The 24,755-nt window shown below is 64.6% G+C and carries 20 protein-coding genes and 2 pseudogenes; all 22 read left to right on the forward strand.

All coding sequences use genetic code 11. The features are described 5' to 3' along the window. Positions 1–22 precede the first annotated feature (22 nt). Complete coding sequence (locus tag E5162_RS03880; RefSeq protein ID WP_135943620.1) at positions 23–388, forward strand: NADH-quinone oxidoreductase subunit A; 366 nt, start codon at positions 23–25, stop codon at positions 386–388. Beyond that, positions 358–958, forward strand: a pseudogene (locus E5162_RS03885) (NuoB/complex I 20 kDa subunit family protein). The gene E5162_RS03880 and the pseudogene E5162_RS03885 overlap by 31 nt, the downstream one beginning before the upstream one ends. A 45-nt stretch (positions 959–1,003) precedes the next feature. Further along, the gene (locus tag E5162_RS03890; RefSeq protein WP_135943622.1) at positions 1,004–1,612 is read left to right on the forward strand and encodes an NADH-quinone oxidoreductase subunit C; all 609 of its coding nucleotides are present in this window, start codon (positions 1,004–1,006) and stop codon (positions 1,610–1,612) included. A 3-nt stretch (positions 1,613–1,615) separates the two neighbouring features. Continuing rightward, a complete protein-coding gene (locus E5162_RS03895) occupies positions 1,616–2,806 on the forward strand; it encodes an NADH-quinone oxidoreductase subunit D (protein WP_135943623.1) in 1,191 nt (396 codons plus the stop codon). Then, a pseudogene (gene nuoE, locus E5162_RS03900) lies at positions 2,803–3,459 on the forward strand (NADH-quinone oxidoreductase subunit NuoE); the annotation flags it as partial. The gene E5162_RS03895 and the pseudogene nuoE, both read left to right, overlap by 4 nt. A 312-nt stretch (positions 3,460–3,771) precedes the next feature. Next, positions 3,772–5,085, forward strand: a complete 1,314-nt coding sequence (gene nuoF, locus E5162_RS03905) for an NADH-quinone oxidoreductase subunit NuoF (protein ID WP_135943624.1) — start codon at positions 3,772–3,774, stop codon at positions 5,083–5,085. Positions 5,086–5,093: 8 nt separating this feature from the next. Further along, positions 5,094–7,205, forward strand: coding sequence for an NADH-quinone oxidoreductase subunit NuoG (gene nuoG, locus E5162_RS03910; RefSeq protein WP_135943625.1), 2,112 nt, complete (start codon positions 5,094–5,096; stop codon positions 7,203–7,205). A gap of 5 nt (positions 7,206–7,210) precedes the next feature. Beyond that, positions 7,211–8,266 carry an NADH-quinone oxidoreductase subunit NuoH gene (gene nuoH, locus E5162_RS03915; protein WP_135943626.1) on the forward strand — a complete coding sequence of 352 codons (1,056 nt, stop codon included), beginning with the start codon at positions 7,211–7,213 and terminating at the stop codon, positions 8,264–8,266. Positions 8,267–8,283: 17 nt separating this feature from the next. Then, complete coding sequence (gene nuoI, locus E5162_RS03920) at positions 8,284–8,772, forward strand: NADH-quinone oxidoreductase subunit NuoI (protein ID WP_135943627.1); 489 nt, start codon at positions 8,284–8,286, stop codon at positions 8,770–8,772. 84 nt (positions 8,773–8,856) lie between these two features. Beyond that, complete coding sequence (locus E5162_RS03925; protein WP_135943628.1) at positions 8,857–9,465, forward strand: NADH-quinone oxidoreductase subunit J; 609 nt, start codon at positions 8,857–8,859, stop codon at positions 9,463–9,465. Continuing rightward, positions 9,465–9,776: an NADH-quinone oxidoreductase subunit NuoK gene (gene nuoK / locus E5162_RS03930; RefSeq protein WP_135943629.1), complete on the forward strand. Its 312-nt coding sequence runs from the start codon at positions 9,465–9,467 to the stop codon at positions 9,774–9,776. Before E5162_RS03925 ends, nuoK begins: the two co-directional genes overlap by 1 nt. An 8-nt stretch (positions 9,777–9,784) precedes the next feature. Next, the gene (nuoL, locus tag E5162_RS03935) at positions 9,785–11,923 is read left to right on the forward strand and encodes an NADH-quinone oxidoreductase subunit L (protein ID WP_135943630.1); all 2,139 of its coding nucleotides are present in this window, start codon (positions 9,785–9,787) and stop codon (positions 11,921–11,923) included. A 10-nt stretch (positions 11,924–11,933) separates the two neighbouring features. Beyond that, complete coding sequence (locus E5162_RS03940) at positions 11,934–13,442, forward strand: NADH-quinone oxidoreductase subunit M (protein WP_174234990.1); 1,509 nt, start codon at positions 11,934–11,936, stop codon at positions 13,440–13,442. 21 nt (positions 13,443–13,463) lie between these two features. After that, positions 13,464–14,921: an NADH-quinone oxidoreductase subunit NuoN gene (nuoN, locus tag E5162_RS03945; RefSeq protein ID WP_135943632.1), complete on the forward strand. Its 1,458-nt coding sequence runs from the start codon at positions 13,464–13,466 to the stop codon at positions 14,919–14,921. Next, positions 14,911–15,657 carry a biotin--[acetyl-CoA-carboxylase] ligase gene (locus E5162_RS03950; protein WP_135943633.1) on the forward strand — a complete coding sequence of 249 codons (747 nt, stop codon included), beginning with the start codon at positions 14,911–14,913 and terminating at the stop codon, positions 15,655–15,657. The genes nuoN and E5162_RS03950 overlap by 11 nt, the downstream gene beginning before the upstream one ends. A 12-nt stretch (positions 15,658–15,669) precedes the next feature. Further along, positions 15,670–16,449, forward strand: a complete 780-nt coding sequence (locus E5162_RS03955) for a type III pantothenate kinase (protein ID WP_135943634.1) — start codon at positions 15,670–15,672, stop codon at positions 16,447–16,449. Between the two features lie 56 nt (positions 16,450–16,505). Continuing rightward, complete coding sequence (locus E5162_RS03960) at positions 16,506–18,119, forward strand: ribonuclease J (RefSeq protein ID WP_135944134.1); 1,614 nt, start codon at positions 16,506–16,508, stop codon at positions 18,117–18,119. A 12-nt stretch (positions 18,120–18,131) separates the two neighbouring features. After that, the gene (mce, locus tag E5162_RS03965) at positions 18,132–18,560 is read left to right on the forward strand and encodes a methylmalonyl-CoA epimerase (RefSeq protein ID WP_135943635.1); all 429 of its coding nucleotides are present in this window, start codon (positions 18,132–18,134) and stop codon (positions 18,558–18,560) included. After that, positions 18,557–18,907, forward strand: a complete 351-nt coding sequence (locus E5162_RS03970; protein WP_135943636.1) for a DUF1467 family protein — start codon at positions 18,557–18,559, stop codon at positions 18,905–18,907. Before mce ends, E5162_RS03970 begins: the two co-directional genes overlap by 4 nt. An 89-nt stretch (positions 18,908–18,996) precedes the next feature. After that, positions 18,997–20,310: a lipoprotein-releasing ABC transporter permease subunit gene (locus E5162_RS03975; RefSeq protein ID WP_135943637.1), complete on the forward strand. Its 1,314-nt coding sequence runs from the start codon at positions 18,997–18,999 to the stop codon at positions 20,308–20,310. Further along, positions 20,303–20,998: an ABC transporter ATP-binding protein gene (locus E5162_RS03980; protein ID WP_135943638.1), complete on the forward strand. Its 696-nt coding sequence runs from the start codon at positions 20,303–20,305 to the stop codon at positions 20,996–20,998. The genes E5162_RS03975 and E5162_RS03980 overlap by 8 nt, the downstream gene beginning before the upstream one ends. Before the next feature lie 287 nt (positions 20,999–21,285). Beyond that, positions 21,286–24,735, forward strand: a complete 3,450-nt coding sequence (gene dnaE, locus E5162_RS03985) for a DNA polymerase III subunit alpha (RefSeq protein WP_135943639.1) — start codon at positions 21,286–21,288, stop codon at positions 24,733–24,735. Positions 24,736–24,755 lie beyond the last annotated feature (20 nt).

The following is a 24,755-nucleotide window of genomic DNA, read 5'->3' on the forward strand; positions in this document are numbered from 1 at the left end:
GACACGAAAGGCATGAGAGCGGATGGACGCGCTTCTCCTCGAATACCTGCCGATCCTCATCTTCTTTGGCATTGCTGCCGCGATGGGTGTCGGTTTCATACTGGCCGCGTTCGTGCTCGCGCCCTCCGATCCCGACCCTGAAAAGGTGTCGACCTATGAGTGCGGGTTCAACGCGTTCGACGATGCGCGCATGAAGTTCGACGTGCGTTTCTATCTCGTCGCGATTCTCTTCATCATCTTCGACCTGGAGGTTGCCTTCCTCTTCCCGTGGCTGTTCCCGGTGTTCGAGGGCAACCTCTTTGCCTTCTGGTCGATGATCTGCTTTCTCGGGGTGCTGACCATCGGCTTCCTCTACGAATGGCGCAAAGGCGCGCTGGACTGGGAGTGATCGCATATGGCTGACACGACCCTTCCTGCCGGATCCGCGGGGCGCGCAAGCACGCCGCTCTACGATCCCCAGAAGCACGACCCGTATTTTGACGGCATGTCCGATCAGCTGGCCGACAAGGGCTTCCTGGTGGCGCGCGCCGACGATCTCATCACCTGGGCGCGCACCGGCTCGCTGATGTGGATGACGTTCGGCCTGGCGTGCTGCGCGGTCGAGATGATGCAGGCATCCATGCCGCGCTACGACATCGAACGCTTCGGCGCCGCGCCGCGCGGTTCACCGCGTCAGTCCGACGTGATGATCGTGGCGGGCACGCTCACCAACAAGATGGCTCCGGCCCTGCGCAAGGTCTACGACCAGATGCCCGAGCCGCGCTACGTCATCTCGATGGGCAGCTGCGCCAATGGCGGGGGCTATTACCATTACTCCTACTCGGTGGTGCGCGGCTGCGACCGCATCGTGCCGGTGGACATCTACGTTCCCGGCTGCCCGCCGACCGCCGAAGCGCTGGTTTACGGTATTCTGCAGCTTCAAAAGAAGATCCGCCGCGAAGGCTCGATCGAGCGATAGACAGGACGGGCGCGGTTGCGCGCCCGGTCAGGGAAGAGCAAGGCCATGTCCGAGGCACTTCAGGAACTGGGCGAACATATCGGCGAGGCGCTGGAAAGCGACGTTCGCGGGTGGGAGATCGAACACGGCGAGCTGACCGTGACGATCCACCGCGACCGTGTGCACAAGGTTGTCCGCTTCCTGCGCGAGGACCAGACCTGCCGGTTCACCACGCTGATCGATATCTGCGGAGTCGACTGGCCGGGGCGGACCGACCGGTTCGACGTGGTCTACCACCTCTTGTCCATGCACAAGAATCACCGCGTCCGCGTGAAGCTGACGACCGATGAGGACACACCGGTGGAGTCCATCGTGGACCTGTTCCCGGCGGCCAACTGGTTCGAGCGCGAAGCCTTCGACATGTACGGCATCCTGTTCGACGACCATCCGGATCTGCGCCGGATTCTCACCGATTACGGCTTCCACGGCTATCCGCTCAGGAAGGACTTCCCGCTGACCGGCTTTGTCCAGGTCCGCTATGACGAGGAGCAGAAGCGCGTCGTCCACGAGCCGGTCGAGCTGGTGCAGGACTATCGCGATTTCGATTTCCTCAGCCCCTGGGAAGGCGCGAAATACGTGCTGCCCGGCGACGAGAAGGCGGAGGGGAAGGCTTAAGAGATGGCTGAAACAGACATCCGCAATTTCACGATCAATTTCGGACCGGTTCACCCGGCCGCGCACGGCGTGCTGCGCCTGATCCTGGAGCTGGACGGGGAGGTGATCGAGCGGGTCGATCCCCATATCGGCCTGCTCCACCGCGGCACCGAGAAGCTGCTCGAACACAAGACCTATCTGCAGGGCATCGGCTATTTCGACCGGCTCGATTATGTCGCGCCGATGAACCAGGAGCATGCCTTCTGCCTGGCCATCGAGCGCCTGGCGGAGATTCCTGTGTCGAAACGCGCCTCCTATGTGCGCGTGCTGTATTGCGAGATCGGGCGGATCCTCAATCACCTGCTGAACATCACCACGCAGGCGATGGATGTCGGCGCGCTCACCCCGCCGCTGTGGGGGTTTGAAGAGCGCGAGAAGCTGATGATCTTCTACGAGCGTGCGTCCGGCGCGCGCCTGCATGCGCACTATTTCCGTCCGGGCGGGGTTCACCAGGACCTGCCCCAGCCGCTCATCGACGATATTGCGGAGTGGGCGCAAACCTTCCCCAAATTCGTCGACGAGCTGGACACGCTGCTCACCGACAACCGCATCTTCAAGCAGCGCAATGTCGATATCGGCGTGGTCAGCAAGGACGAGGCGCTCGACTGGGGCTTTTCCGGCGTGATGGTGCGCGGATCGGGCATGGCCTGGGATCTGCGCCGCGCGCAGCCCTACGAGGTCTATGACGAGCTGGAATTCAAGGTCCCGCTCGGCAAGAATGGCGACAATTACGACCGCTATCTGTGCCGCATGGAAGAGATGCGGGAATCCTGCAAGATCATGCTGCAATGCTGCGAGTGGCTGTCGAAGGACGAGAACCAGGGTGAGGTGCTGCCCACCGACACCAAGTTCGCGCCGCCGCGCCGCGCGGAGATGAAGCGCTCGATGGAAGCGCTCATCCACCACTTCAAGCTCTATACCGAAGGCATACACGTGCCCGAGGGCGAGACCTATGCCGCCGTGGAAGCGCCCAAGGGCGAGTTCGGCGTCTACCTGGTCGCCGACGGCACGAACAAGCCCTATCGCCTGAAGATCCGCGCGCCGGGCTTTGCCCACCTCGCGGCCATGGATCATCTCAACAAGGGTCACATGCTGGCGGACGTCTCTGCCATCCTGGGCTCGTTGGACATCGTGTTCGGGGAAGTCGACCGATGAGCGTACGCCGTCTCGCCGAAGTGCAGCCTGAAAGTTTTGCCTTTTCAAAGGCAAGCGAGGAAAAGGTTGCGTTCTGGCTGAACAAGTATCCCGATGACCGCAAGGCGTCGGCCGTGATCCCGCTGCTGTGGCTGGCCCAGAAGCAGGACGGATGGGTGTGCGAGCCGGCGATCCGCGAGATCGCGACGCGCCTCGATATGCCGTTCATCCGGGTCTACGAGGTCGCGACCTTCTACACGATGTTCAACCTGGAGCCGGTCGGCGAGCACCTGATCCAGGTGTGCGGCACGACGCCGTGCTGGCTGCGCGGGGCGGACGATCTGAAAGCCGTGTGCGAGACGCGCATCGGCAAGAAGGGCCGCGGCAATGTCTCCGCCGACGGCAAGTTCAGCTGGGAAGAAGTCGAGTGCCTGGGCGCGTGCTCGAACGCGCCGATGGTCCAGATCGCGAATGCGGACGGCGATTACTATTACGAGGACCTGACGGCCGAAGCGCTGGAAAAGATCCTCGACGACCTGGCTGCCGGCAAACAGGTCGAGACCGGCCCGGTGACCGGGCGCAAGGCGTCCGAACCGACCAAGGCCAAGCAGAAGGTCCTGGTCGAGGAGAGCCTGTTCGATGGCTCGCGCGCGGAAAAGATCACGCTGCCGAACGCCGTGTCCTCGGGCGAGGGCGAAACCCCGGAGCCCAAGGCCAAGCGCGTGACCAGCGAGCGCGAGAAGACGCAGGCCCAGAGCGGCAAGGCGACCGCCAAGCCTGCGCCCAGGGACAAGAAAGAGGCCGACAAGCCCGCCGGGTCTCCCAAGGCGCCGAAAAAGTCCGATCCGGCCGGCAAGGAGAAGGACGAGGCGGTCAAGAAGACCTCGTCCAAGAAACCCGCGCCGAGCCGTCAGCGCCCGGTCAATCCCGCCCCGAAAAAGCCTGCGCCGAAGAGATCCGCGCCCAAGAAGAAGGACGAGTAGGTCATGACCCAGCTTCTTCAGGACAAGGACCGCATCTTCACCAACCTGTTTGGCCACCATGACTGGCGGCTGGAGGGCGCGAAGCAGCGCGGCTGCTGGAACGCGACGAAGGACATGCTGGACCAGGGCCGCGACTGGATCATCGACGAGGTCAAGGGCTCAGGCCTGCGCGGCCGTGGCGGCGCCGGTTTCCCGACCGGGCTGAAATGGTCCTTCATGCCCAAGGAGGTGGGCGCGCGTCCCCATTACCTGGTGGTCAATGCCGACGAGTCCGAGCCGGGCACGTGCAAGGACCGCGAGATCATGCGGCACGACCCCCATCACCTGATCGAGGGTTGCCTGATCGCGTCCTACTCGATGCGCGCGCATGCCTGCTACATCTATCTGCGCGGCGAATACGTGCTGGAGCGCGAGCGCCTGGAAGCGGCGATTCTGGAGGCCTACGAGGCCAAGCTGATCGGCGACGACAACGTCCATGGATGGGACTTCCACGTCTATATCCACCACGGCGCGGGCGCCTATATCTGCGGCGAAGAAACTGCGCTTCTGGAAAGCCTGGAAGGCAAGAAGGGCCAGCCGCGCCTGAAACCGCCATTCCCGGCAAATGCCGGGCTTTATGGCTGCCCGACCACGGTCAACAACGTGGAATCCATTGCGGTTGTCCCGACCATCCTGCGCCGCGGCAAGGAATGGTTTGCCGGCTTCGGCCGCGAGGGCAATACGGGCACGAAAATCTTCTCGATCTCCGGCCATGTGAACGCGCCGTGCAATATCGAGGAGGCGATGAGCATCCCGCTGCGCACGCTCATCGACAGCTATGCGGGCGGTGTGCGCGGCGGCTGGGACAATCTCAAGGCCGTCATTCCGGGCGGGTCCTCGGTGCCGCTGCTGCCGAAAGAAATCTGCGACGACGTGCTGATGGATTTCGATGCGCTCAAGGAGCACAAGTCGGGCCTGGGCACCGCGGCGGTCATCGTCATGGACAAGTCGACCGACGTGGTCAAAGCGATCGCGCGCATCAGCTATTTCTACAAACACGAGAGCTGCGGCCAGTGCACGCCCTGCCGTGAGGGCACGGGCTGGATGTGGCGCGTGCTGGAACGCATGGCGCGCGGGGAGGCGGACATTTCCGAGATCGACGATCTCCTGGACGTCGCCGGCCAGGTGGAAGGCCATACGATCTGCGCGCTCGGCGATGCCGCGGCGTGGCCGGTCCAGGGCCTGATCCGGCATTTCCGCCACGAGATCGAAGAGCGTATCGAGAATTACCGCAAGGGCCGTCCGGTCTTTGTGCAAGCACCGGTGGCGGCGGAGTAGGCGAGAATATGTCTGAGAACATGCGCACCATCGTGATCGACGGGGACGAAATCGAAGTCCCGAACGATTACAATCTTCTGCAGGCGGCCGAGGCGGCGGGGCGGGAAATTCCGCGCTTCTGCTACCACGAGCGCCTGTCGGTCGCCGGCAATTGCCGCATGTGCCTTGTCGAGCTGGTCGGGGCGCCGAAGCCGGTGGCCTCGTGCGCCTTCCTGGTCAAGGACATGCGCGGCGGGCCGAATGGCGAGCCGCCGGCCATGCGCACGCTCAGCCCGCTGGTGAAGAAGGCGCGCGAGGGGGTGATGGAGTTCCTGCTCATCAACCACCCGCTCGACTGCCCGATCTGCGACCAGGGCGGGGAGTGCGACCTGCAGGACCAGTCCATGGCCTATGGCCGGTCCGGTTCGCGCTATGCGGAGAACAAGCGCGCGGTCGAAGACAAGTATATGGGCCCGCTGATCAAGACGATCATGACCCGATGCATCCAGTGCACACGCTGCGTGCGCTTTGCGACCGAGGTCGCGGGCGTATCCGAGCTCGGCGCCATCGGGCGCGGCGAGGACATGGAAATCACCACCTATCTGGAAAAATCGATGACGTCGGAGCTGTCCGGCAATGTCATCGATCTGTGCCCGGTCGGCGCGCTGACCTCCAAGCCGTACGCCTTCAATGCGCGCCCGTGGGAGCTGAACAAGACCGAGAGCATCGACGTGATGGACGCGATCGGGTCCAATATCCGCGTCGACAGCCGCAGCGGCGCCGTGCTGCGCATCCTGCCGCGCATCCATGAGGACGTGAACGAGGAGTGGATCTCCGACAAGTCGCGCTTCGTTTGGGACGGGTTGGGCCGCCAGCGCCTGGACCGGCCCTATGTGCGCGAGAACGGCAAGCTGAAGCCGGTCGACTGGGGCACGGCGCTGGGCGTGGCTGCGGAACGCCTCGGCGGCAATCCGGAAACGGTCGGCGTGATTGCGGGCGACCTGAACGAGGTCGAGGGCCTGAAAGCGGCCAAGGATCTGTTCGACAGCCTGGGCGTGAAGAATATCGATTGCCGCCAGGACGGATCGCCGGTCGGAACCGGACCTCGCGAAAGCTATCTGTTCAATTCCACGATTGCCGGGGTGAACCAGGCCGATGCGATCTTGCTGGTCGGGGTCAATCCGCGCGTGGAAGCGGCCGTGCTGAACGCGCGCATCCGTCAGCGCTGGCTGAACTCCGACATGACGGTGGGCGTGATCGGCGAAGCGGCCGACCTGACCTATGACTACGAGCATCTGGGCGACAAGCCGGCCGATATCGAAGCCCTCGGGCGCAAGCGCACCGGCTTCATCCAGACCTTGAAAGACGCCAAGCGCCCGATGATCATCGTCGGCGCCGGAGCGCTGGCGCGTGAAGACGGCGCGCAGGTCCTGCGCGCGGCCGGCGCGCTGGCCGACAAGATCGGCGCGGTGAGCGCGGACTGGAACGGGTACAACGTGCTGCATACGGCCGCGAGCCGCGTCGGCGCGCTCGATCTCGGTTTCCTGCCGGGCGAGGGCGGCAAGTCCACGCGCGACATCCTGGCCGGAGCCGAGAGCGGCGATATCCAGACCGTCGTTCTGCTCGGCGCGGACGAGGTGGATACCGCCCGGCTGGAGAAGGCGTTTGTCATCTATGTGGGAAGCCACGGGGACAAGGGCGCGCACGGGGCCGACCTCATCCTGCCGTCAGCGGCCTATACCGAGAAGCCGGGCCTTTACGTGAACACCGAAGGGCGCGCCCAGCTGGGCGACCGGGCGGTGTTCCCGAAGGGCGAGGCGAAAGAGGACTGGGCCATCTTCCGCGCCCTGTCGGCCCGCCTGAACAAGACCTTGCCCTATAACGATCTGAACGCGCTGCGCGCCAAGCTGATCGAGGACAATCCGGTCTTCGGCGAGATCGATCACGCCCCCGGTTCGGCGAGCGCCGGCGAGTTCAAGGTCGCCGAGATCGGCGCCGAGGGACGTGTATCCGATGCGCCGTTCACGGCACCGATCGCCGACTTCTATCTGACCAATCCCATCGCGCGGGCGTCGAAGACCATGGCGGAATGCTCCGCCCGGGTGCATCAGGCGCGCAGCGATCTGCAGGCGGCGGAGTAGGGCCGATGAACGATTTCGTCACAGAGTTCGGTCCGGTTGGCGGCGCGCTCATGTCCGTGGCCCAGATTCTGGGCTTCATGGTCGTGCTGCTGGTCTCGCTGGCCTTCCTGCTGCTGCTCGACCGCAAGGTCTGGGCGGCGGTGCAGCTGCGCAAGGGACCCAATGTCGTCGGCCCGTTCGGCATGCTTCAGTCCTTTGCCGACTTCGGCAAGTTCGTGCTGAAGGAAATCATCGTACCGGCCGGGGCGGACCGCCCGCTCTTCCTGCTGGCGCCGCTGATGACCTTCGTGCTGGCCTTCATTTCCTGGGCCGTGATCCCGGTCGCTCCAGGCTGGGTCATTGCCGACCTGAATGTCGGAATCCTCTACGTCTTCGCGATTTCCTCGCTCGGCGTGTACGGCATCATCATCGGTGGCTGGGCGTCGAACTCGAAATACCCCTTCCTCGGCTCGCTGCGTTCGGCGGCCCAGATGGTCTCCTACGAGGTCTCCATCGGCTTCGTGATCGTCGCCATCCTCGTCATGGCCGGCACGCTGAACCTGTCCGAGATCGTCGAGGCGCAGGGCGGCGGATTCTGGAACTGGCACGTCCTGTCTCTGGACATGCTGCCGTGGCCGGCGGTGCTGATCACCATTCCGATGTTCGTGATCTTCTTCGTCTCCGCGCTGGCCGAGACCAACCGGCCGCCCTTCGACCTGCCGGAAGCTGAATCCGAACTCGTGGCCGGGTATCAGGTGGAGTACTCCTCCACGCCGTACCTGCTGTTCATGATCGGGGAATATCTCAACATCGTCCTGATGTGCGCCCTGATGACGGTGCTCTTCCTGGGTGGCTGGCACGCGCCGATCGATGTGCCCCCGCTGACCTGGGTTCCGCCGGTCATCTGGTTTGCGCTGAAGGTCTTCTTGATGTTCTTCATGATCGCGATGGTGAAGGCGCTCGTGCCCCGCTACCGCTACGACCAGCTGATGCGGCTGGGCTGGAAGGTCTTCCTGCCCACCTCGCTGGCCGCGGTGGCGCTGATGGCCGGCTTCGTCGTCTACTCCAACGCTGGCGCTTGATAGGAGCGGTTTCACCCATGAACCGGATTACCCAGACCTTGCGCGGTGCGGCCCTGATGGACTTCTGGGGCGCCTTCTTTCTCGGAATGAACTATTTCTTCCGCAAGAAGCCGACCGTGAACTATCCCTTTGAAAAGGGCTATCTCTCCCCGCGCTTCCGCGGCCAGCACGCGCTGCGCCGCTACGCCAACGGGGAAGAGCGTTGCATCGCCTGCAAGCTGTGCGAGGCGGTGTGCCCGGCCCAGGCCATCACCATCGAGGCCGAACCGCGCGCCGACGGCTCCCGGCGTACGACCCGCTACGACATCGACATGGTCAAGTGCATCTATTGCGGCTACTGCCAGGAAGCCTGCCCGGTGGATGCCATTGTCGAAGGTCCCAACTTCGAATATGCCACCGAGACCCGCGAGGAGCTCTTCTACGACAAGGAGAAGCTTCTGGAGAACGGCGACCGGTGGGAGCGCGAGATCGCGCGGAACCTCGAACTCGACGCACGTTACCGCTAGCGCTATTACGGCGCCCGACTCATCCCTGACGGAGCACACGCGCTCCGCCATTCAGACCCAACGCTTTGCCCACTGGGGGGCTTCATGCTTCAGGCAGCGGCCTTTTACGTCCTTTCCGCGGTAGCGATCCTGTCCGCCTTCATGGTGGTGTCCGCGCGCAACCCGGTCCGGTCGGTTCTTTTCCTGATCCTGGCCTTCTTCTCCGCAGCCGGGCTGTTCGTTCTGCTGGGCGCCGAGTTTCTCGCGATGATCCTGGTGATCGTCTATGTCGGCGCGGTCGCGGTGCTCTTCCTGTTCGTCGTCATGATGCTGGACATTGACTTTGCCGCGCTGCGCCAGGGCTTTTTGAGCTATCTGCCGCTGGGCGGACTGGTCGCGCTGATCATGGCGATCGAGCTGGCGATGATCGGCAGCCTGTGGGTGAGTGCGGAGACCGCGCAGTTCGCGCTGCGCTCGCCGACGCCGGAAGGGGTCAGCAATATCGAGGCGCTCGGCGCCATTCTGTATGACGATTACGTGCTGTTCTTCCAGCTGGCAGGCCTCGTGCTGCTGGTCGCGATGGTGGGCGCGATCGTGCTCACGCTGCGCCACCGCCAGGGCACCAAGCGCCAGGATGTGGGCCGCCAGGTGCGCCGCACGCGCGAAGAGTCGGTGGAAGTCGTCGACATCAAATCGGGCGAGGGGATCGGCTAATGCTTGAGATCGATCTGGGACACTATCTGGCCGTTGCGGCGATCCTGTTCACGCTCGGCGTGTTCGGCATCTTCGTGAACCGCAAGAACGTCATCATCCTCTTGATGTCGATCGAGCTGCTGCTGCTGGCGGTGAACATCAACTTCGTCGCCTTCTCCGCTCATCTCGGCGATCTGTCCGGCCAGGTCTTCGCCATGTTCATCCTGACCGTGGCCGCCGCCGAGGCAGCCGTCGGTCTCGCCATTCTGGTGGTCTTCTTCCGCAATCGCGGAGATATCAGCGTCGACCACGTCAACATGATGAAGGGCTAGGGGCAGCTATGGCCTATCTGATTGTCTTCGGTCCGCTTCTGGCCGCCATCGTTGCAGGGCTCCTGCAAAAGCAGATCGGCGACCGCGCGGCACAGATCATCACGACGGGTCTGTTGATCCTGTCGGCGATCCTGTCGATCGTGACCTTCTTCGACGTGGCTGTCGGCGGCAATGTTCGCACGCTGGAGATTGCCCGCTGGATGGCGGTGGGCGATTTCGAAGTCAGCTGGGCGATCAAGCTGGATACGCTGTCGGCGGTGATGCTGGTGGTGGTGACGAGCGTCTCCTCGCTCGTCCACGTCTATTCGTGGGGCTACATGTCCCACGATCCGCACCGCGCGCGCTTCTTCGCCTACCTGTCGCTGTTCACCTTCGCGATGCTGGCCCTGGTGACGGCGGACAACTTCATCCAGATGTTCTTCGGCTGGGAAGGCGTCGGGCTCGCCTCCTACCTGCTGATCGGATTCTGGTACAAGAAGGAGAGCGCGAACGCGGCGGCGATCAAGGCCTTCGTGACCAACCGGGTCGGCGATTTCGGCCTGGCGCTGGGCATCATGGCCATCTTCTTCGTGTTCGGCTCGGTCCAGTTCGACGAAGTGTTTGCCCAAGCCGCCGGCGAGACCGGACGCCAGCTGCGCTTCCTGGGCCTGCAATTCGGCGCGCTCGAGCTGATCGCCTTCCTGCTGTTCATCGGCGCGATGGGCAAGTCGGCCCAGTTCTTCCTCCATGTCTGGCTGCCCGACGCGATGGAAGGCCCGACGCCGGTCTCCGCGCTGATCCACGCCGCGACCATGGTGACGGCGGGCGTCTTCCTGGTGTGCCGCGCGCACCCGATCTTCGAGCTGGCGCCGGCGACCTCGGCCTTCGTCACCGTCATCGGCGCGACCACGGCGCTGTTTGCAGCCACGGTCGGCCTGGCGCAGAACGACATCAAGCGCGTGATCGCGTATTCGACGTGTTCGCAGCTCGGTTACATGTTCTTCGCCGCGGGCCTGGGGCTCTATTCGGCGGCAATGTTCCACCTGTTCACGCACGCCTTCTTCAAGGCCTTGCTCTTCCTGTGCGCCGGCTCGGTCATTCACGGGCTGCACGAGGAGCAGGACATGCGCAAGATGGGCGGGACCTATCAGGTGCTGCCCTGGACCTGGATTCTGATGATCATCGGCACGCTGGCGCTGACCGGCGTGGGCCTGCCCATCCTGGGCATCGGCTTTGCCGGCTTCTATTCGAAAGACATGATCATCGAGGAAGCCTTCATGATGGGCGCCGCCGGCGTGCCGTTCGGAACGATGGCGTTCTGGGTCGGCATCATCGCGGCGGGCCTGACGAGCTTCTATTCCTGGCGCCTGATCTTCATGACATTCCACGGCAAGTATCGCGGCGATCCTGAAGTGCTCAAGCACGCGCACGATTCCCCGCCGGTCATGCTGGTGCCGCTGGTGCTGCTCGCCATCGGCGCGCTGTTTGCCGGGGCCGCCTTCAAGTCCGACTTCGTGGGCAAGGGCGCGCTGACCTTCTGGGGCGACAGCCTGCCAGCCGGTCCGTACGCCGAATACAATTACGGCGCGGGCGATGCCGGCGATCCGCTGGTCTCCAATGCGGCAGGTGAAGCAGAGCATGTCGACGACGCCGCGGTCGAAGCGGTGGCGGGTGATTCCGGCGAAGCGGCGACGACCGGGTCTGCGACAGCGGGCGAGGCCGCGGCGGAGCACGGCGAGGCGCAAGAGCATGGCGATGGGCATGGCGGACACCATCCGCCGACCTGGGTACTGTTCATGCCTCTGATCGTGACAATCCTCGGTTTCCTGGGCGCGGTCTGGTTCTACCTGATGCGGCCCGAGCTGCCTGGCCGCATCGCGGCGCGTGGCGGACCGATCCACGCCTTCCTGTCGAACAAGTGGTATTTCGACGAGATCTATCATTTCGTCTTCGTGCGCGGCGCGCGCGGCCTGGGCGATCTGTTCTGGAAGATCGGCGATGTGCGGATCATCGACGGGCTCGGCCCGAACGGGGTGGCCGGAACGGTCATGGCCGGAGCCAGGCGCATTGCGCGCATGCAGACCGGTTATCTCTACCACTATGCCTTCATCATGCTGATCGGGGTCCTCGGACTGACCCTGTGGCTTGTTCTGCGCGCCGGGGTGTAAGACAAAAATGCTGGGTCAGCTTCCAATCCTCACCACCATCACCTTCCTGCCGGGCCTTGGCGCGATCGCCATCCTGGTTCTGCGCGCGCTGATGCGCAAAGAGGACGGGGCCTCGATGGAGCGCAACGCCAAGGGCGTGGCGCTGTTCGTGACACTCTTCGTGCTCGCGCTGACCGCGCTGCTCATGGTCGAGTTCGACCCGAGCGTCGCCGGCTTCCAGTTCGTCGAGGAAGCGGCGTGGCTCGCCGAGGTGGGAATCTCCTACCGGATGGGCGTGGACGGCCTGTCGGTCCTGTTCGTCCTGCTGACGGCCATGTTGATGCCGATCTGCATCCTGGCCAGCTGGAAACTGGAAAAGCGCGTCGCCGAGTACATGGCCGCCTTCCTCCTGCTGGAAATGCTGGTCATCGGCCTGTTCTGCGCGCTCGACCTGATCCTGTTCTACATCCTGTTCGAGGGCTCGCTCATCCCGATGTTCCTGATCATCGGGGTGTGGGGCGGCCAGAACCGGATCTATGCCGCGTTCAAGTTCTTCCTGTTCACGTTTGCCGGCTCGGTGCTGATGCTGATCGCGATGATCACCATGTATGCCCAGGCGGGAACGACAGACATCACGCAGCTGCTGACTTACGAGTTCGGGCGCACGGCGCAGATGTGGATGTGGCTCGCCTTCTTCGCGTCCTTCGCGGTGAAGATGCCGATGTGGCCGGTCCATACCTGGCTGCCCGACGCGCACGTCCAGGCGCCGACGGCCGGTTCGGTCATCCTGGCGGGCATCCTGCTGAAGCTGGGCGGCTACGGCTTCCTGCGTTTCTCGCTGCCGATGTTCCCGCAGGCCAGCGAGTTCTTCGCGCCGATGGTGTTCGCGCTTTCGGTGATCGCGATCGTCTACACCTCGCTCGTGGCGTTCCGGCAGACCGACATCAAGAAGCTGATCGCCTACTCTTCCATCGCCCACATGGGCTATGTGACGATCGGCGTGTTCACGATGACCGAGCTCGGCGTGCAGGGCGCGATCTACCAGATGTTCTCCCACGGGCTGGTGTCGGGTGCGCTCTTCCTGTGCGTCGGCGTCATCTATGACCGCTTCCACACCCGCGATATCGGCTTCTACGGCGGTCTCGTGCACAAGATGCCGGTCTTTGCCGTCTTCTTCGGCCTGTTCGCGATGGCCAATGTGGGGCTTCCCGGCACATCCGGCTTCATCGGCGAGATCATGGTCATGACCGGCGCCTTCCAGGTCGCCCCGTGGGTGGCGGCCGGCGCAGCCCTGGGTGTGATCGGCTCGGCGATGTACATGCTGACCATGTACAAGAAGGTCGTGTTCGGCGAACTGACCAACACCAAGCTGGAAGTGGCCACGGACCTGAATGCCCGCGAATGGATCAATCTCGGCGTGCTCGCCGTGCTGGCGATCTATCTCGGCTTCTTCTCCACGCCGATCACCGACATGACCGAAGCCTCGGTCAACGCCCTCATCAATCAGTACCAGGGCGCGCTCGCCGCGCCGGTTCAGTAAGCTCGAAGCAAGGCTCCCGTCATGACCGTGCAAACCCTTCTGGCCGATCTCAGTCTGATGACGCCGGAACTGATCCTTGCGATCGGCGCCATGGTGCTGTTGATGGTCGGCGTCTTCGCGGGCAAGGACGAGCTGAAGGTCGCCCGTCTGGTAAGCTGGCTTGCGATCGGGCTGCTGGCGGCGGCGGCCATCGCGTCGATGCTGCTGTCGACCGGCGTTTCGACCACGGCCTTCGAAGGTGCGTTCATCCACGACACCTTCTCGCTCTATGCCAAATCGGCGATCTATCTGGCGGCCATCGTCGCGATGATCCTGGCGATCAACTATCTGGAGACCGAAAAGCTCGCGCGGTTCGAATACCCGGTCCTGATCGTTCTGGCCGTGACCGGCATGTCGCTGATGGTGTCGTCCAACGACCTGATGACGCTCTATCTCGGCCTCGAGATGCAGTCGCTCGCGCTCTACATCCTGGCCGCCTTCAACCGTGACAGCCAGCGCGCGTCCGAAGCCGGGCTGAAGTATTTCGTGCTGGGCGCACTCTCGTCGGGGTTGCTGCTGTACGGCGCGTCGCTGGTGTACGGCTTTGCGGGCGGGACGAGTTTTGCGGCTATCGCCGCGGCGGCCGAGAGCGATCCGGATTCGCTCGGCCTGCTCTTCGGTCTGGTCTTCCTGCTGTCTGGACTGGCGTTCAAGGTTTCCGCAGCGCCGTTCCACATGTGGACTCCGGACGTCTATGAGGGGGCGCCGACACCGGTGGCAGCCTTTTTCGCCACCGCGCCAAAGCTCGCCGCGATGGTGCTGATCGCGCGCGTGCTGACCGAGCCCTTCGCCGCGATGGCCGATCAGTGGCAGCAGATCGTGATCGTGCTGGCCATCCTGTCCATGGGAATTGGCGCGTTCGGCGCACTGATGCAGTCCAACATCAAGCGCCTGATGGCCTATTCCTCGATTGCCAACATGGGCTACGTGCTCGTCGGCCTGGCCTCGGGGACGCAGATCGGCGTCTGGGCTGTGCTGCTCTACATGACGCTCTACATCGTCGGCGTCGCCGGGACGTTCGGCGTGATCCTCTCGATGCGCCGGTCGGAAGGCATGGTCGAGCGCGTCGAAGACCTGTCCGGCCTGGCCCAGACCAATCCGGGCCTCGGTCTGGCGATCACCGGCCTGCTGCTGTCGATCGGCGGCATGCCCTTCCTGGTCGGCTTCTTCGGCAAGCTGTTCGTGTTCTATGCCGCGGTCGAGGCCGGGCTGATCTGGCTCGCGGTCGTCGGCGCGCTCTTCTCGATTGTGTCGATCTCCTACTATCTCGCCATCCTGAAGCGGGTCTGGTTCGACGAGCCGCGCGGAGAATTCCTGCCGGCCCCGGCAGGGGTGGCGGCCGTGACCCGCATTGCCGGCCTGTCCACCGTCGTGCTTCTGCCCTTCGTGGCGCTGCTGTTTGCACAGGTCATCCGGGCCGGGGGCGGGATTGGCGGCTGATCTGCGCTTCGCGCACCTCAGCGAGGTCGATTCCACCAATGAAGAGGCCCGCCGCCGGGCGCTGGCCGGCGAGCGCGGCCCGATCTGGATCCACGCGGACCGGCAGAGCGCGGGGCGGGGACGCCGTGGCAGGGCCTGGACCGATGCCGGGGGCAATCTGTTCGCCACCGGGCTCTATACGCTCGACACCGGGACCGAGCGGGCGGCGCAGCTCTCCTTCGCAGCGGCCCTGGCCGTCAGCGAGGTCGCGCTCGCGGCCGGAGTCGATCCGGCGCTCGTGACTCTGAAATGGCCCAATGATGTGCTGATCGGCGGAGCGAAATGCGCCGGCATTCTTCTGGAGTCCGGCTCGCTGCCCGACCGCAGGCTCTGGCTCGCCGTCGGCATCGGGATCAACCTGGCCAGTCACCCGGAAGGCACAGAGCGGCCCGCGACCGACCTGTCGGTGCATGCAGACACGCTGTCGCCCGAGGCGGCGGTACAGATTCTGGCCGCTCGATTTCAGACCTGGTTCGAACGGTGGCGCGATCACGGCTTCGCCCCGTTGCGCGATGCCTGGCTGGCGCGGGTGCACGGGCTGGGCGAACGGTGCGAGGTCCGCCTGGATCAGGAGACGCTGACCGGCGTCTTCGCCGATCTCACGCCCGATGGCCGGCTCAGACTTGATTTGGCCGATGGCACGAGACGCTATATTGCGGCCGGTGACGTGTTTTTCCCGATGGCGGGCCGATCATAAGGATGTAGCGTCATGCTGCTGGCAATCGACGAGGGTAATACCAATACGCTGTTTGCCGTGCATGACGGCGAACGCTGGATCGCCGAATGGCGCTCGGCCACGCACACGACGCGGACCGCTGACGAATACGCGGTCTGGCTGTCGGCACTTCTGGAGATGAAGGGCCTGACGGTCAGCGACCTGACCGACTGCATCATCTCCTCGGTCGTGCCCCAGTCCCTGTTCAACCTGCGCAACCTGTCGCGGCGCTATATCGGCGTGGCGCCGATGGTCATCGGCACGCCCGAAGTCGATCTCGGCGTGGAGGTGCGCATCGATAAGCCCTCCGAGGCGGGTGCGGACCGGCTGGTGAACGCGGTGGGCTGCCGGGCGAAATATGACGGAGCGCTGATCATCGTGGACTCCGGGACTGCGACCACGCTCGATGTCGTGTCAGCCGACGGGGCCTTCGAAGGCGGGGTCATCGCACCCGGGATCAACCTGTCCATGCAGGCGCTTCACAGCGCGGCGGCGCGCCTGCCGCGCATCGCAATCGAGCGCCCCGACCGCGTGATCGGAAAAAACACAGTGGGCGCCATGCAATCGGGGGTCTTCTGGGGCTATATCGACCTCATCGACGGTCTGATCGCGCGGGTTCGTGCCGAGTACGGCGAACCGATGACGGTGATCGGGACTGGCGGGGTCGCGTCTCTCTTCGAAGGCGCCTCGACCTCGATCGAGCATTACGACCCGGACGTGACGATCCGGGGACTTTACCAAATCTGGCAGCGTAACAAAGGCAAGGTGACGTGACGGCGGACAAGGACGCGCTTTATTTCGTACCGCTTGGCGGGTCCGGAGAAATCGGGATGAACCTGAACCTCTACGGCTACGGGCCGGAAGAGGATCGCAAATGGCTCATCGTCGACTTCGGGGTCACCTTCGGCGATCTGTCGACACCGGGCATCGACGTGATCCTGCCCGATCCGAAATTCATCGAGGAACGCAGCGAGGACCTGCTCGGCATCGTGCTGACGCACGGCCACGAGGATCATATGGGCGCAGTCGCCCATATGTGGGAGCGCCTGCGCTGCCCGATCTACGCGACCCCGTTTACCGCCTGGCTGATGCGCGACCGGCTGGCGGAGCGGGGCCTGCTGAAGAAGGCCGAGGTTCACGAGATCGGGCTCTCCAGCCGGTTCGAGATCGGGCCGTTCGACCTGCAGATGATCACGCTGACCCACTCCATTCCCGAGCCGAATGGGCTCGCCATCCGCACGCCCGCCGGGCTGGTGCTGCATACCGGCGACTGGAAGATCGATGCCGACCCGCTGCTGGGCGAGTCCACCGATGTGGCGGCGATCGAGTCGCTGGCCGACGAAGGCGTGATGGCCATGGTGTGCGACAGCACCAATGTCTTCACGCCCGGCGAGGCCGGCTCCGAGCTGGGCGTACGCGACAGCCTGATCGAGCTGGTCGGAGAACAGACGGGCCGGGTCGCGATCGCCGCCTTCGCGTCGAATGTCGCGCGGCTGCAGACCGCCATCGAGGCCGCCGAGGCCAACGGCCGCCGGGTCTGCCTGGTGGGCCGGTCGATGCACCGCATGACCGCCGCGGCGAAGGCGGTGGGCATGCTGTCTGCGACCCAGCCCTTCGTGGAGGAAGAGGAGGCAGGCTATTTCCCGCACAACAAGATCCTCTATCTTTGCACCGGCAGCCAGGGCGAGCCGCGCGCGGCGCTGTCGCGCATCGCGACCAACAGCCACCGCAACGTCACCCTGAATGACGGCGATGCCGTCATCTTCTCCTCGCGGATCATTCCGGGCAACGAGAAGGGGATTTTCGAGCTGATGAACCAGCTGGCGTCGCGCGGCGTGAAGATCATCACCGAGAAGGACCGCCACGTGCACGTCTCCGGCCATCCGTGCCGGGACGAGCTGCGCCAGATGTATGAATGGGCGCGGCCGAATGTGGCGATCCCCGTGCATGGCGAGCGCCGCCACCTGATCGAGCACGCTGCGCTGGCCAGCTCGCTGGGCGTGCCCCACACGCTGACGCCGCACAATGGTGCGATCATCCGCATCACGCGGGACGGAGCGGAGATCGTCGACGAGGCGCCGGCCGGGCGTCTGCACCTGGACGGTAAATTCCTGGTCGATGCCCAGGCGGAGTCGATCCGTGAACGCCGCAAGCTGTCTCATGCCGGCATCGTGACGCTGGCGGTGTCCGTAGACCCGCGCGGTCAACTGATTGCCGGCCCGGACGTGCGCGGCATCGGCCTGCCCGACAGCAGTGAATTCGACCTGGACGATTTCCTGGATGCCCTTGCCGATGCCGCCGAGCGGGCGTTCGATGGTCTCGGCAAGAAGGAGCGCCGCGATCTGGAAACGATCGAGGAAGCGCTGCGCCGGGCGGTGCGCCGGGAAGCCGACCGGATCTGGGGCAAGAAGCCCATCGTTGAAATCATGGCGCTGAGCGCCTGAGGGAGAGCGAGCATGAAGATCGGACGACTGAACCATGTCGGTGTGGCCACGCCGGATGTCGAGGCGGCGGCCAGGACCTATCGCGAGCTGTACGGCGCGGACGAGGCGAGCGACCCGATCGAGCTGCCCAAGCTTGGCGTCCGGGTGATCTTCGTGCGCATCCCCAATATGCAGATCGAACTTATCGAGCCGCTGGGCGCCGCCAGCCCGATCCACAAATTCCTCGAGAAGAACCCAAAGGGCGGCCAGCACCATATGTGCTTCGAGGTGCCTGACATCGTGGCGGCCCGCGACGCGATGCGCGAGCGCGGCGCGACCATTCTGGGTACCGGCGAACCTTATACCGGGGCGCATGGCGTGCCGGTCATCTTCGTCCACCCCAAGAATACGGGCGGCGTCCTGGTCGAGCTGATGCAAGAGCCGGAAGGCGAACACGCGTGACCCGCGCCCTGCAAATCCTGGTCGTGGCCCTTGCTGCCGCGATTCTGGTCTCCCAGCTCTTCATCCGCAATGGCGGGGTCGGCTTCGTGAACGGACTGGTTGTCTACCTGATCGGCTGGTGGACGGTGCTGTTCGCCGTCCTGCCGCTGCAGATCACCGGTCAGCACGAGACCGGAGAGATCGTGGCGGGGTCCGAGCCGGGAGCGCCGGTCGATCCCGGTCTGAAGCGCAAGGCCTGGCTCACCTCGGTGGTGATGGCCTGCCTGTGGCTGGTCTATTTCGTGGTGTTCGAGTTTGGCCTGATCCCGGTCGGACAATTCTTTCTGCCCAATCCGGTGAGCGGGTAGCTCACAGCCTTGCCGGAATCAGGGCGAACAGTCTAAACCGGCTGAGAACCTGAATTTTCCCCGCGCAAGACCGATAGAAGGCGTGCTTCATGGCCGGCTCTCACTCTTCTGGCGGCGCAGGTGCGTTCAGCGCGTTCGAGTTCATGCTCGCCTTCCGCTATCTGCGCACCAAGCGCGTCCATGGCGGGGTCACGCTGATCTCGGTCATCTCCTTCGTCGGCATCATGCTCGCGGTCGGCGCCCTGATCGCCGTGATGAGCGTGATGAACGGCTTCCGCCACGAACTTCTGAGCCGCCTTCTCGGCGTGCAGGCGCATATCTATGTCTACTCGGCGGAGGTGGAGACCGGCGATCTCGATGCCATGCTGAGCGAGATCAATGGCCTGGACGGCGTGAACTACGCCGGGCCGGTCGTGGACGGGCAGGGGCTGCTGACCTCGGGGCGGCGGGCCTCCTTCGCGCAGGTGGTCGGCGTGCGGCCGCAGGACCTCTCCCGCTTCAGTCTTTTCCAGGAAGGCGAGGGGCGCGACGCCGCCTTCACCCAGGGCCAGTTTGCGGGCTCCATCGAGGGGTTTGGCGAGGGGCATAATGGCGGCGACGATGTGATCATCGGTTCGCAGATTGCCGCCCAGCTCGGCGTCTCGGTCGATGGCGATGTGCGCCTGATCTCGCCCCAGGGCGCCGCGACCCCGATGGGTACACTGCCGCGCCAGAAAACATACCGCGTCGGAGCGGTCGCCTCGGTCGGCATTCATGATGTGGACGCCATTCTGGTGCTGATGCCCATCGAGCAGGCCATGGTCTTCTTCAACCGCGACGGGCCGGACCGGATTGAGGTGCGGATCGACAATCCCGGCGACCCCGACCCTGTGGTCAACCAGCTGCGCACCCTCTATCCCAACGCGGTCGTGCGCGACTGGCGCGAGCAGAACCGCCAGTTCTGGGACGCGCTGCAGGTGGAGCGCAACATGATGCGCATCGTGCTGTCGATCATCGTGCTGATCGCGGCGATGAACATCATTTCCGGCCTGGTCATGCTGGTGAAGAACAAGAGCCGCGACGTGGCGGTGCTGCGCACGATGGGGCTGAGCGAGGGTGCGGTGATGCGCATCTTCCTGATCGCGGGGGCGACACTGGGTGTGCTGGGTACGGTTGCCGGCATCCTGCTGGGCCTGCTCGCCGTGGTGTTCATCGGCCCGATCCAGGATTTCTTCAGCCTGGTCTTCGGCGTGAACGTGTTCGACCCGAGCGTGTACCGGCTCTACCGGCTACCTGCGCGCCTGGCCGCCAGCGATGTGATCTACGCGTCGCTCTTTGCCTTCCTGGCCTCGCTTCTGGCCACGCTTGCCCCGTCCTGGCGGGCAAGCCGCATCGATCCGGTGGAGGCGCTGCGCTATGAGTAGTCCGGCCCTGTCGATCCGCAATCTGGTCCGCATCTACGAGACCGAGGGCGAGCGCCTTCAGGTATTGCGCGGCGCCGATCTCGATCTCTATCCCGGCGAGCTCGTCGGTCTGGTGGGACCGTCCGGCTCGGGCAAATCCTCTCTGCTTCACGCCGCGGCGCTTCTGGAAAAGCCGACTGCGGGCGAAGTCATTATCGAGGGCGTGAACGGGTTGAGCCTGCCGGACAAGATGCGCACGGCCATCCGCCGCCGTCAGGTAGGTTTTGTCTATCAATTCCATCACTTGTTGCCTGAACTTGATGCCCTCGAGAACGTCGCCCTGCCGCGGCGCATTGCCGGCGCCGGGGTGAAGGAGGCGCGCGAGGCCGCACGCGCCCGGCTTGAAAGCCTCGGGCTGGGCGGGCGTCTGGATCACCGGCCGGGTCAGCTCTCGGGCGGAGAGCAGCAGCGCGTGGCGATCGCCCGCGCGCTCGTCAACGATCCCAGGATCGTGCTGGCCGATGAGCCGACCGGCAATCTGGACCCGGCCACGTCCGACCAGGTTTTCGATGCGCTCAGCGCCGCCTGCCGCGATGCCGGCGCAGCCGCCCTGGTGGCCACGCACAACCTGGCCCTGGCCAAGCGGATGGACCGGGTGGTCACGCTTGTCGACGGACTGGTCGAGGCCTACGCGCCGAAAACCGCCTGAGGGCGCACCCCGCAGATTTTTTCCACAAATCGATACAGTCGGGTTGACGACCGGAACAAAAGAGGAATACACAAGGAAGAACAAAACAAGAAACATTCGGTTCTTCGCAAACAGCACAGGGGATTAGTCATGCGTCGACTGCTTCAGGAAACCACGTCCGCGGTCATCGTATTCGGCTTCATCGGAGCCGTCCTGACGTGGGGTGCCGCGTTCGCCGGCTGACCCCGCGGGCGGGGCCGGGCTAGGCTGGTTCCACGCGTTGCGTCGTCCAATACAGGTCAGCCCCCATGTCCGACATGCCCTTCATCCATCTGCGTACGCGCTCGCCGTACTCGCTCCTCGAAGGGTCGCTGCGGATCAAGGACATGGTCCGCCTGTGCCGCCAGTACGAGATGCCGGCGATCGCGCTGACCGACACGAACAATTTGTTCGGCGCGCTCGAATTTTCCGAGGTGATGGCGGGCGAGGCGATCCAGCCCATCTGCGGGGTCACCCTGTCGGTGCGGCTGGAGGAGGTGCGCGCGGGCGAACGCGCCGAGCCGGACGGGACTCTGGTCCTGCTGGCCCAGGACGAAACCGGCTATGCCAATCTCATGGCGCTGTCCTCCAAGGCTTATCTGGAGGTCGGCCCGACCGAACCGGCCCATGTCCCGTTCGAATCCGTACTTGCCCTCAATGCCGGTCTGATCTGCCTGACCGGAGGCCCGGACGGTGCCCTGAACCGGCTGCTGGCCGAGGGGCGGGACGGCCCCGCGCTCGACTTGCTCTCGCGGCTTCACGAGGCGTTCGGCGACCGGCTCTATGTGGAACTCCAGCGCCACGGGCGGCCGGAAGAGTTGAAGGCCGAGGCCGTCCTCGTCCGCGAGGCGTATGCGCGTGCCTTGCCACTGGTTGCGACGAACGAAGCGTATTTTCCCGAGCCCAAGGACTACCAGGCTCATGACGCGCTCCTGTGCATCGCCGGGGGCACGTATGTCACGGTCGATGACCGGCGAAAGCTGACGCCCGAACACGATTTCAAATCGCCTGGCGCGATGGCCGGCCTGTTCAAGGATCTGCCAGAAGCCATTGAAAACACGATCGAGATCGCGCGCCGATGTTCGTATCGCCCGGTCACCCGTGACCCTATTCTGCCGCGTTTCCCGAGCGAGGGCGATCGCGACGAGGCCGAGGAGTTGCGCGTCAGGGCCCGCGAAGGCCTCGATGCGCGCCTGTCCAAGGTCGCCCCGTCGGCCGAGCGGGAAGTCTACGACCAGCGTCTTGAGCACGAGCTTTCCATCATCGAGGGGATGGGCTTTCCCGGCTATTTCCTGATCGTTTCGGACTTCATACAGTGGGCGAAGGCGCACGACATTCCCGTGGGGCCGGGCCGGGGGTCGGGCGCCGGTTCGCTGGTTGCCTGGGTGCTGACGATTACCGATCTGGATCCGCTGCGCTTCGGCCTGCTGTTCGAACGCTTCCTGAACCCGGAACGCGTGTCGATGCCGGACTTCGACATCGACTTCTGCCAAGAGCGGCGCGGGGAGGTGATCCGCTATGTGAAGGATCGCTACGGCGCGGACCGGGTCGCCCAGATCATCACATTCGGTTCGCTCCAGGCGCGCGCCGTGGTGCGCGATGTCGGCCGTGTGCTGCAGCTACCCTTCCCGGTGGTCGACCGGATCGCCAAGCAGATTCCGAACAACCCGGCGCAGCCGGTCACGCTGGCCGAAGCGGTCGAAAGCGAGGCCAAGCTGGGCCAGATGCGGCGCGAGGACGAGGCGGTGGACCGGCTTATCACCGTCGCGCTCCAACTGGAGGGCCTGCTCCGCAACGCGTCCACGCACGCGGCCGGCGTGGTGATCGGGGACCGCCCGCTGACCGAACTCGTCCCGCTCTATCAGGATCCGCGGTCCGAGCTTCCTGCGACCCAGTTCAACATGAAATGGGTCGAGCCGGCCGGCCTGGTCAAGTTCGACTTTCTCGGTCTGAAAACGCTCACCGTGATCGCCCGCGCGATCAAGTATATCGAGGGCGATGGCGGCGGCGTGATCGACATGGACACGCTGGGCTTCGACGACCCGGCGACCTACGAGCTTCTGGCATCGGGCGGGTCCATCGGCGTGTTCCAGCTGGAAAGCTCGGGCATGCGCGACACGCTCAAGAAGCTGAAGCCGGATACGATCGAGGACGTGATCGCGCTGATCTCGCTCTATCGCCCCGGCCCGATGAAGAATATCGACGTCTATGTCGACCGAAAATTCGGGCGCGCCGAGCCGGATTATCTCCACCCCGATCTCGAGCGCGTGCTCAAGGAGACCTACGGCGTCATCATCTACCAGGAACAGGTGATGCAGATCGCCCAGATCCTGTCCGGCTACTCTCTGGGGGAAGCCGACCTTCTTCGCCGCGCCATGGGCAAGAAGAAGAAGGAGGAGATGGACCAGCAACGTGTGCGCTTCAAGCAGGGCGCCGCGGAGAAAGGCGTCGACGAGGCCAAGGCGGACTTCATCTTCGACCTGGTCGCGGAGTTTGCGGGCTACGGGTTCAACAAGTCGCACGCGGCCGCCTACGCACTCATCGCCTACCGGACTGGCTGGCTGAAAGCCAACCACCCGGTTGCCTTCATGGCGGCGCTGATGAGTCTCGATATCACCAACACCGACAAGCTGGCCGTCTTCTTCCAGGAGACACGGCGCATGGGGATCTCGGTCGAGGCGCCGGATGTGAATGCCTCCCGGGCCGATTTCTCGGTGGAGGGGGGGCGAATTCTCTATGCGCTCGGCGCGGTGCGCAATGTCGGCTTTGCCGCCATGGAGCATGTGGTGACGGTGCGCGAAGCGGGCGGCCCCTTCCAGGATCTGTTCGATTTTGCTGAGCGTGTGGATCCGCGCCAGGTCAACAAGCGCGCTTTCGAGAATCTCGCACGATCGGGGGCCTTCGACAGTCTGGAACCTGACCGGGCCAAGGCGTTTGCTGCGGCCGAGACCCTGATTGCGTTGTCCCAGCGCGCCCACGGCGAAAGGGAATCGGCACAGGCCTCGTTGTTCGGCGGTCCGGCCGCGGGCGGGGACAGCCTGGAAAGGCCGTCGCTTCGCGAGCCCGACCCGTGGGATCCGGTCCAGCGCCTGGACGAGGAATTGTCCGCGATCGGGTTTTACCTGTCAGGCCACCCGCTCGACGACATGCGTCCGGCGCTGGCCAAGCGCGGCGTCTCCCTGTTTGCCGATCTGCCGGCGAGGGCGGCCGAGGGCGCCCGCGCGGCCAGGCTTGCCGGCGTCGTCCGGCGGCGCCAGGAAAAGGTCTCGCAGCGCTCGGGCGACAAGTTTGCCTTCCTGACGCTGTCCGACCCGTCCGGTGAGTTCGAGGCGCTCGTTCCGCCCAAGATTCTCGCCGACATCCGCGACGTGCTCGAACCGGGTGCGGCGGTCATGGTCACCGCCAAGATCGAGGATAACGATGGCGAGATCCGGCTGATCATTGAGGGCGCGGAAACCCTCGATCCGTTCGCGGTCGAGCATGCCGGTGACGGCATGCGCGTGCACGTCGAAGATCCCGGCGCCCTCGACCAGATTCGCAGCCGCCTCGACCGGGCCAACGAGCGCGAGGGTGTGCCGCGCGGCGGTGTTCATATCCGGCTCGGGCTGAGCGACGGACAGATCGCCGAAGTACGTCTGGCCGGCCAGCACGCAATCGACCCTGCCACGCGTGCCGCGCTAAAGCAGGTGGGCGGCGTGCTTGAGGTGGAGACGCTCTGATCCCTTGCGCCACGCGGCCA

The sequence above is a fragment of the Marinicauda pacifica genome, assembly GCF_004793635.1.
Taxonomy (GTDB): Bacteria; Pseudomonadota; Alphaproteobacteria; order Caulobacterales; family Maricaulaceae; genus Marinicauda; species Marinicauda pacifica.

Bases quoted from the DNA above. Each gene is read 5' to 3' on its own strand.
- E5162_RS03880 (WP_135943620.1), top strand. From the start codon at position 23: ATGGACGCGCTTCTCCTCGAATACCTGCCGATCCTCATCTTCTTTGGC.
- E5162_RS03890 (WP_135943622.1), top strand. From the start codon at position 1,004: ATGTCCGAGGCACTTCAGGAACTGGGCGAACATATCGGCGAGGCGCTG.
- E5162_RS03895 (WP_135943623.1), top strand. From the start codon at position 1,616: ATGGCTGAAACAGACATCCGCAATTTCACGATCAATTTCGGACCGGTT.
- nuoF (WP_135943624.1), top strand. From the start codon at position 3,772: ATGACCCAGCTTCTTCAGGACAAGGACCGCATCTTCACCAACCTGTTT.
- nuoG (WP_135943625.1), top strand. From the start codon at position 5,094: ATGTCTGAGAACATGCGCACCATCGTGATCGACGGGGACGAAATCGAA.
- nuoH (WP_135943626.1), top strand. From the start codon at position 7,211: ATGAACGATTTCGTCACAGAGTTCGGTCCGGTTGGCGGCGCGCTCATG.
- nuoI (WP_135943627.1), top strand. From the start codon at position 8,284: ATGAACCGGATTACCCAGACCTTGCGCGGTGCGGCCCTGATGGACTTC.
- E5162_RS03925 (WP_135943628.1), top strand. From the start codon at position 8,857: ATGCTTCAGGCAGCGGCCTTTTACGTCCTTTCCGCGGTAGCGATCCTG.
- nuoK (WP_135943629.1), top strand. From the start codon at position 9,465: ATGCTTGAGATCGATCTGGGACACTATCTGGCCGTTGCGGCGATCCTG.
- nuoL (WP_135943630.1), top strand. From the start codon at position 9,785: ATGGCCTATCTGATTGTCTTCGGTCCGCTTCTGGCCGCCATCGTTGCA.
- nuoN (WP_135943632.1), top strand. From the start codon at position 13,464: ATGACCGTGCAAACCCTTCTGGCCGATCTCAGTCTGATGACGCCGGAA.
- E5162_RS03955 (WP_135943634.1), top strand. From the start codon at position 15,670: ATGCTGCTGGCAATCGACGAGGGTAATACCAATACGCTGTTTGCCGTG.
- E5162_RS03960 (WP_135944134.1), top strand. From the start codon at position 16,506: ATGAACCTGAACCTCTACGGCTACGGGCCGGAAGAGGATCGCAAATGG.
- mce (WP_135943635.1), top strand. From the start codon at position 18,132: ATGAAGATCGGACGACTGAACCATGTCGGTGTGGCCACGCCGGATGTC.
- E5162_RS03975 (WP_135943637.1), top strand. From the start codon at position 18,997: ATGGCCGGCTCTCACTCTTCTGGCGGCGCAGGTGCGTTCAGCGCGTTC.
- E5162_RS03980 (WP_135943638.1), top strand. From the start codon at position 20,303: ATGAGTAGTCCGGCCCTGTCGATCCGCAATCTGGTCCGCATCTACGAG.
- dnaE (WP_135943639.1), top strand. From the start codon at position 21,286: ATGTCCGACATGCCCTTCATCCATCTGCGTACGCGCTCGCCGTACTCG.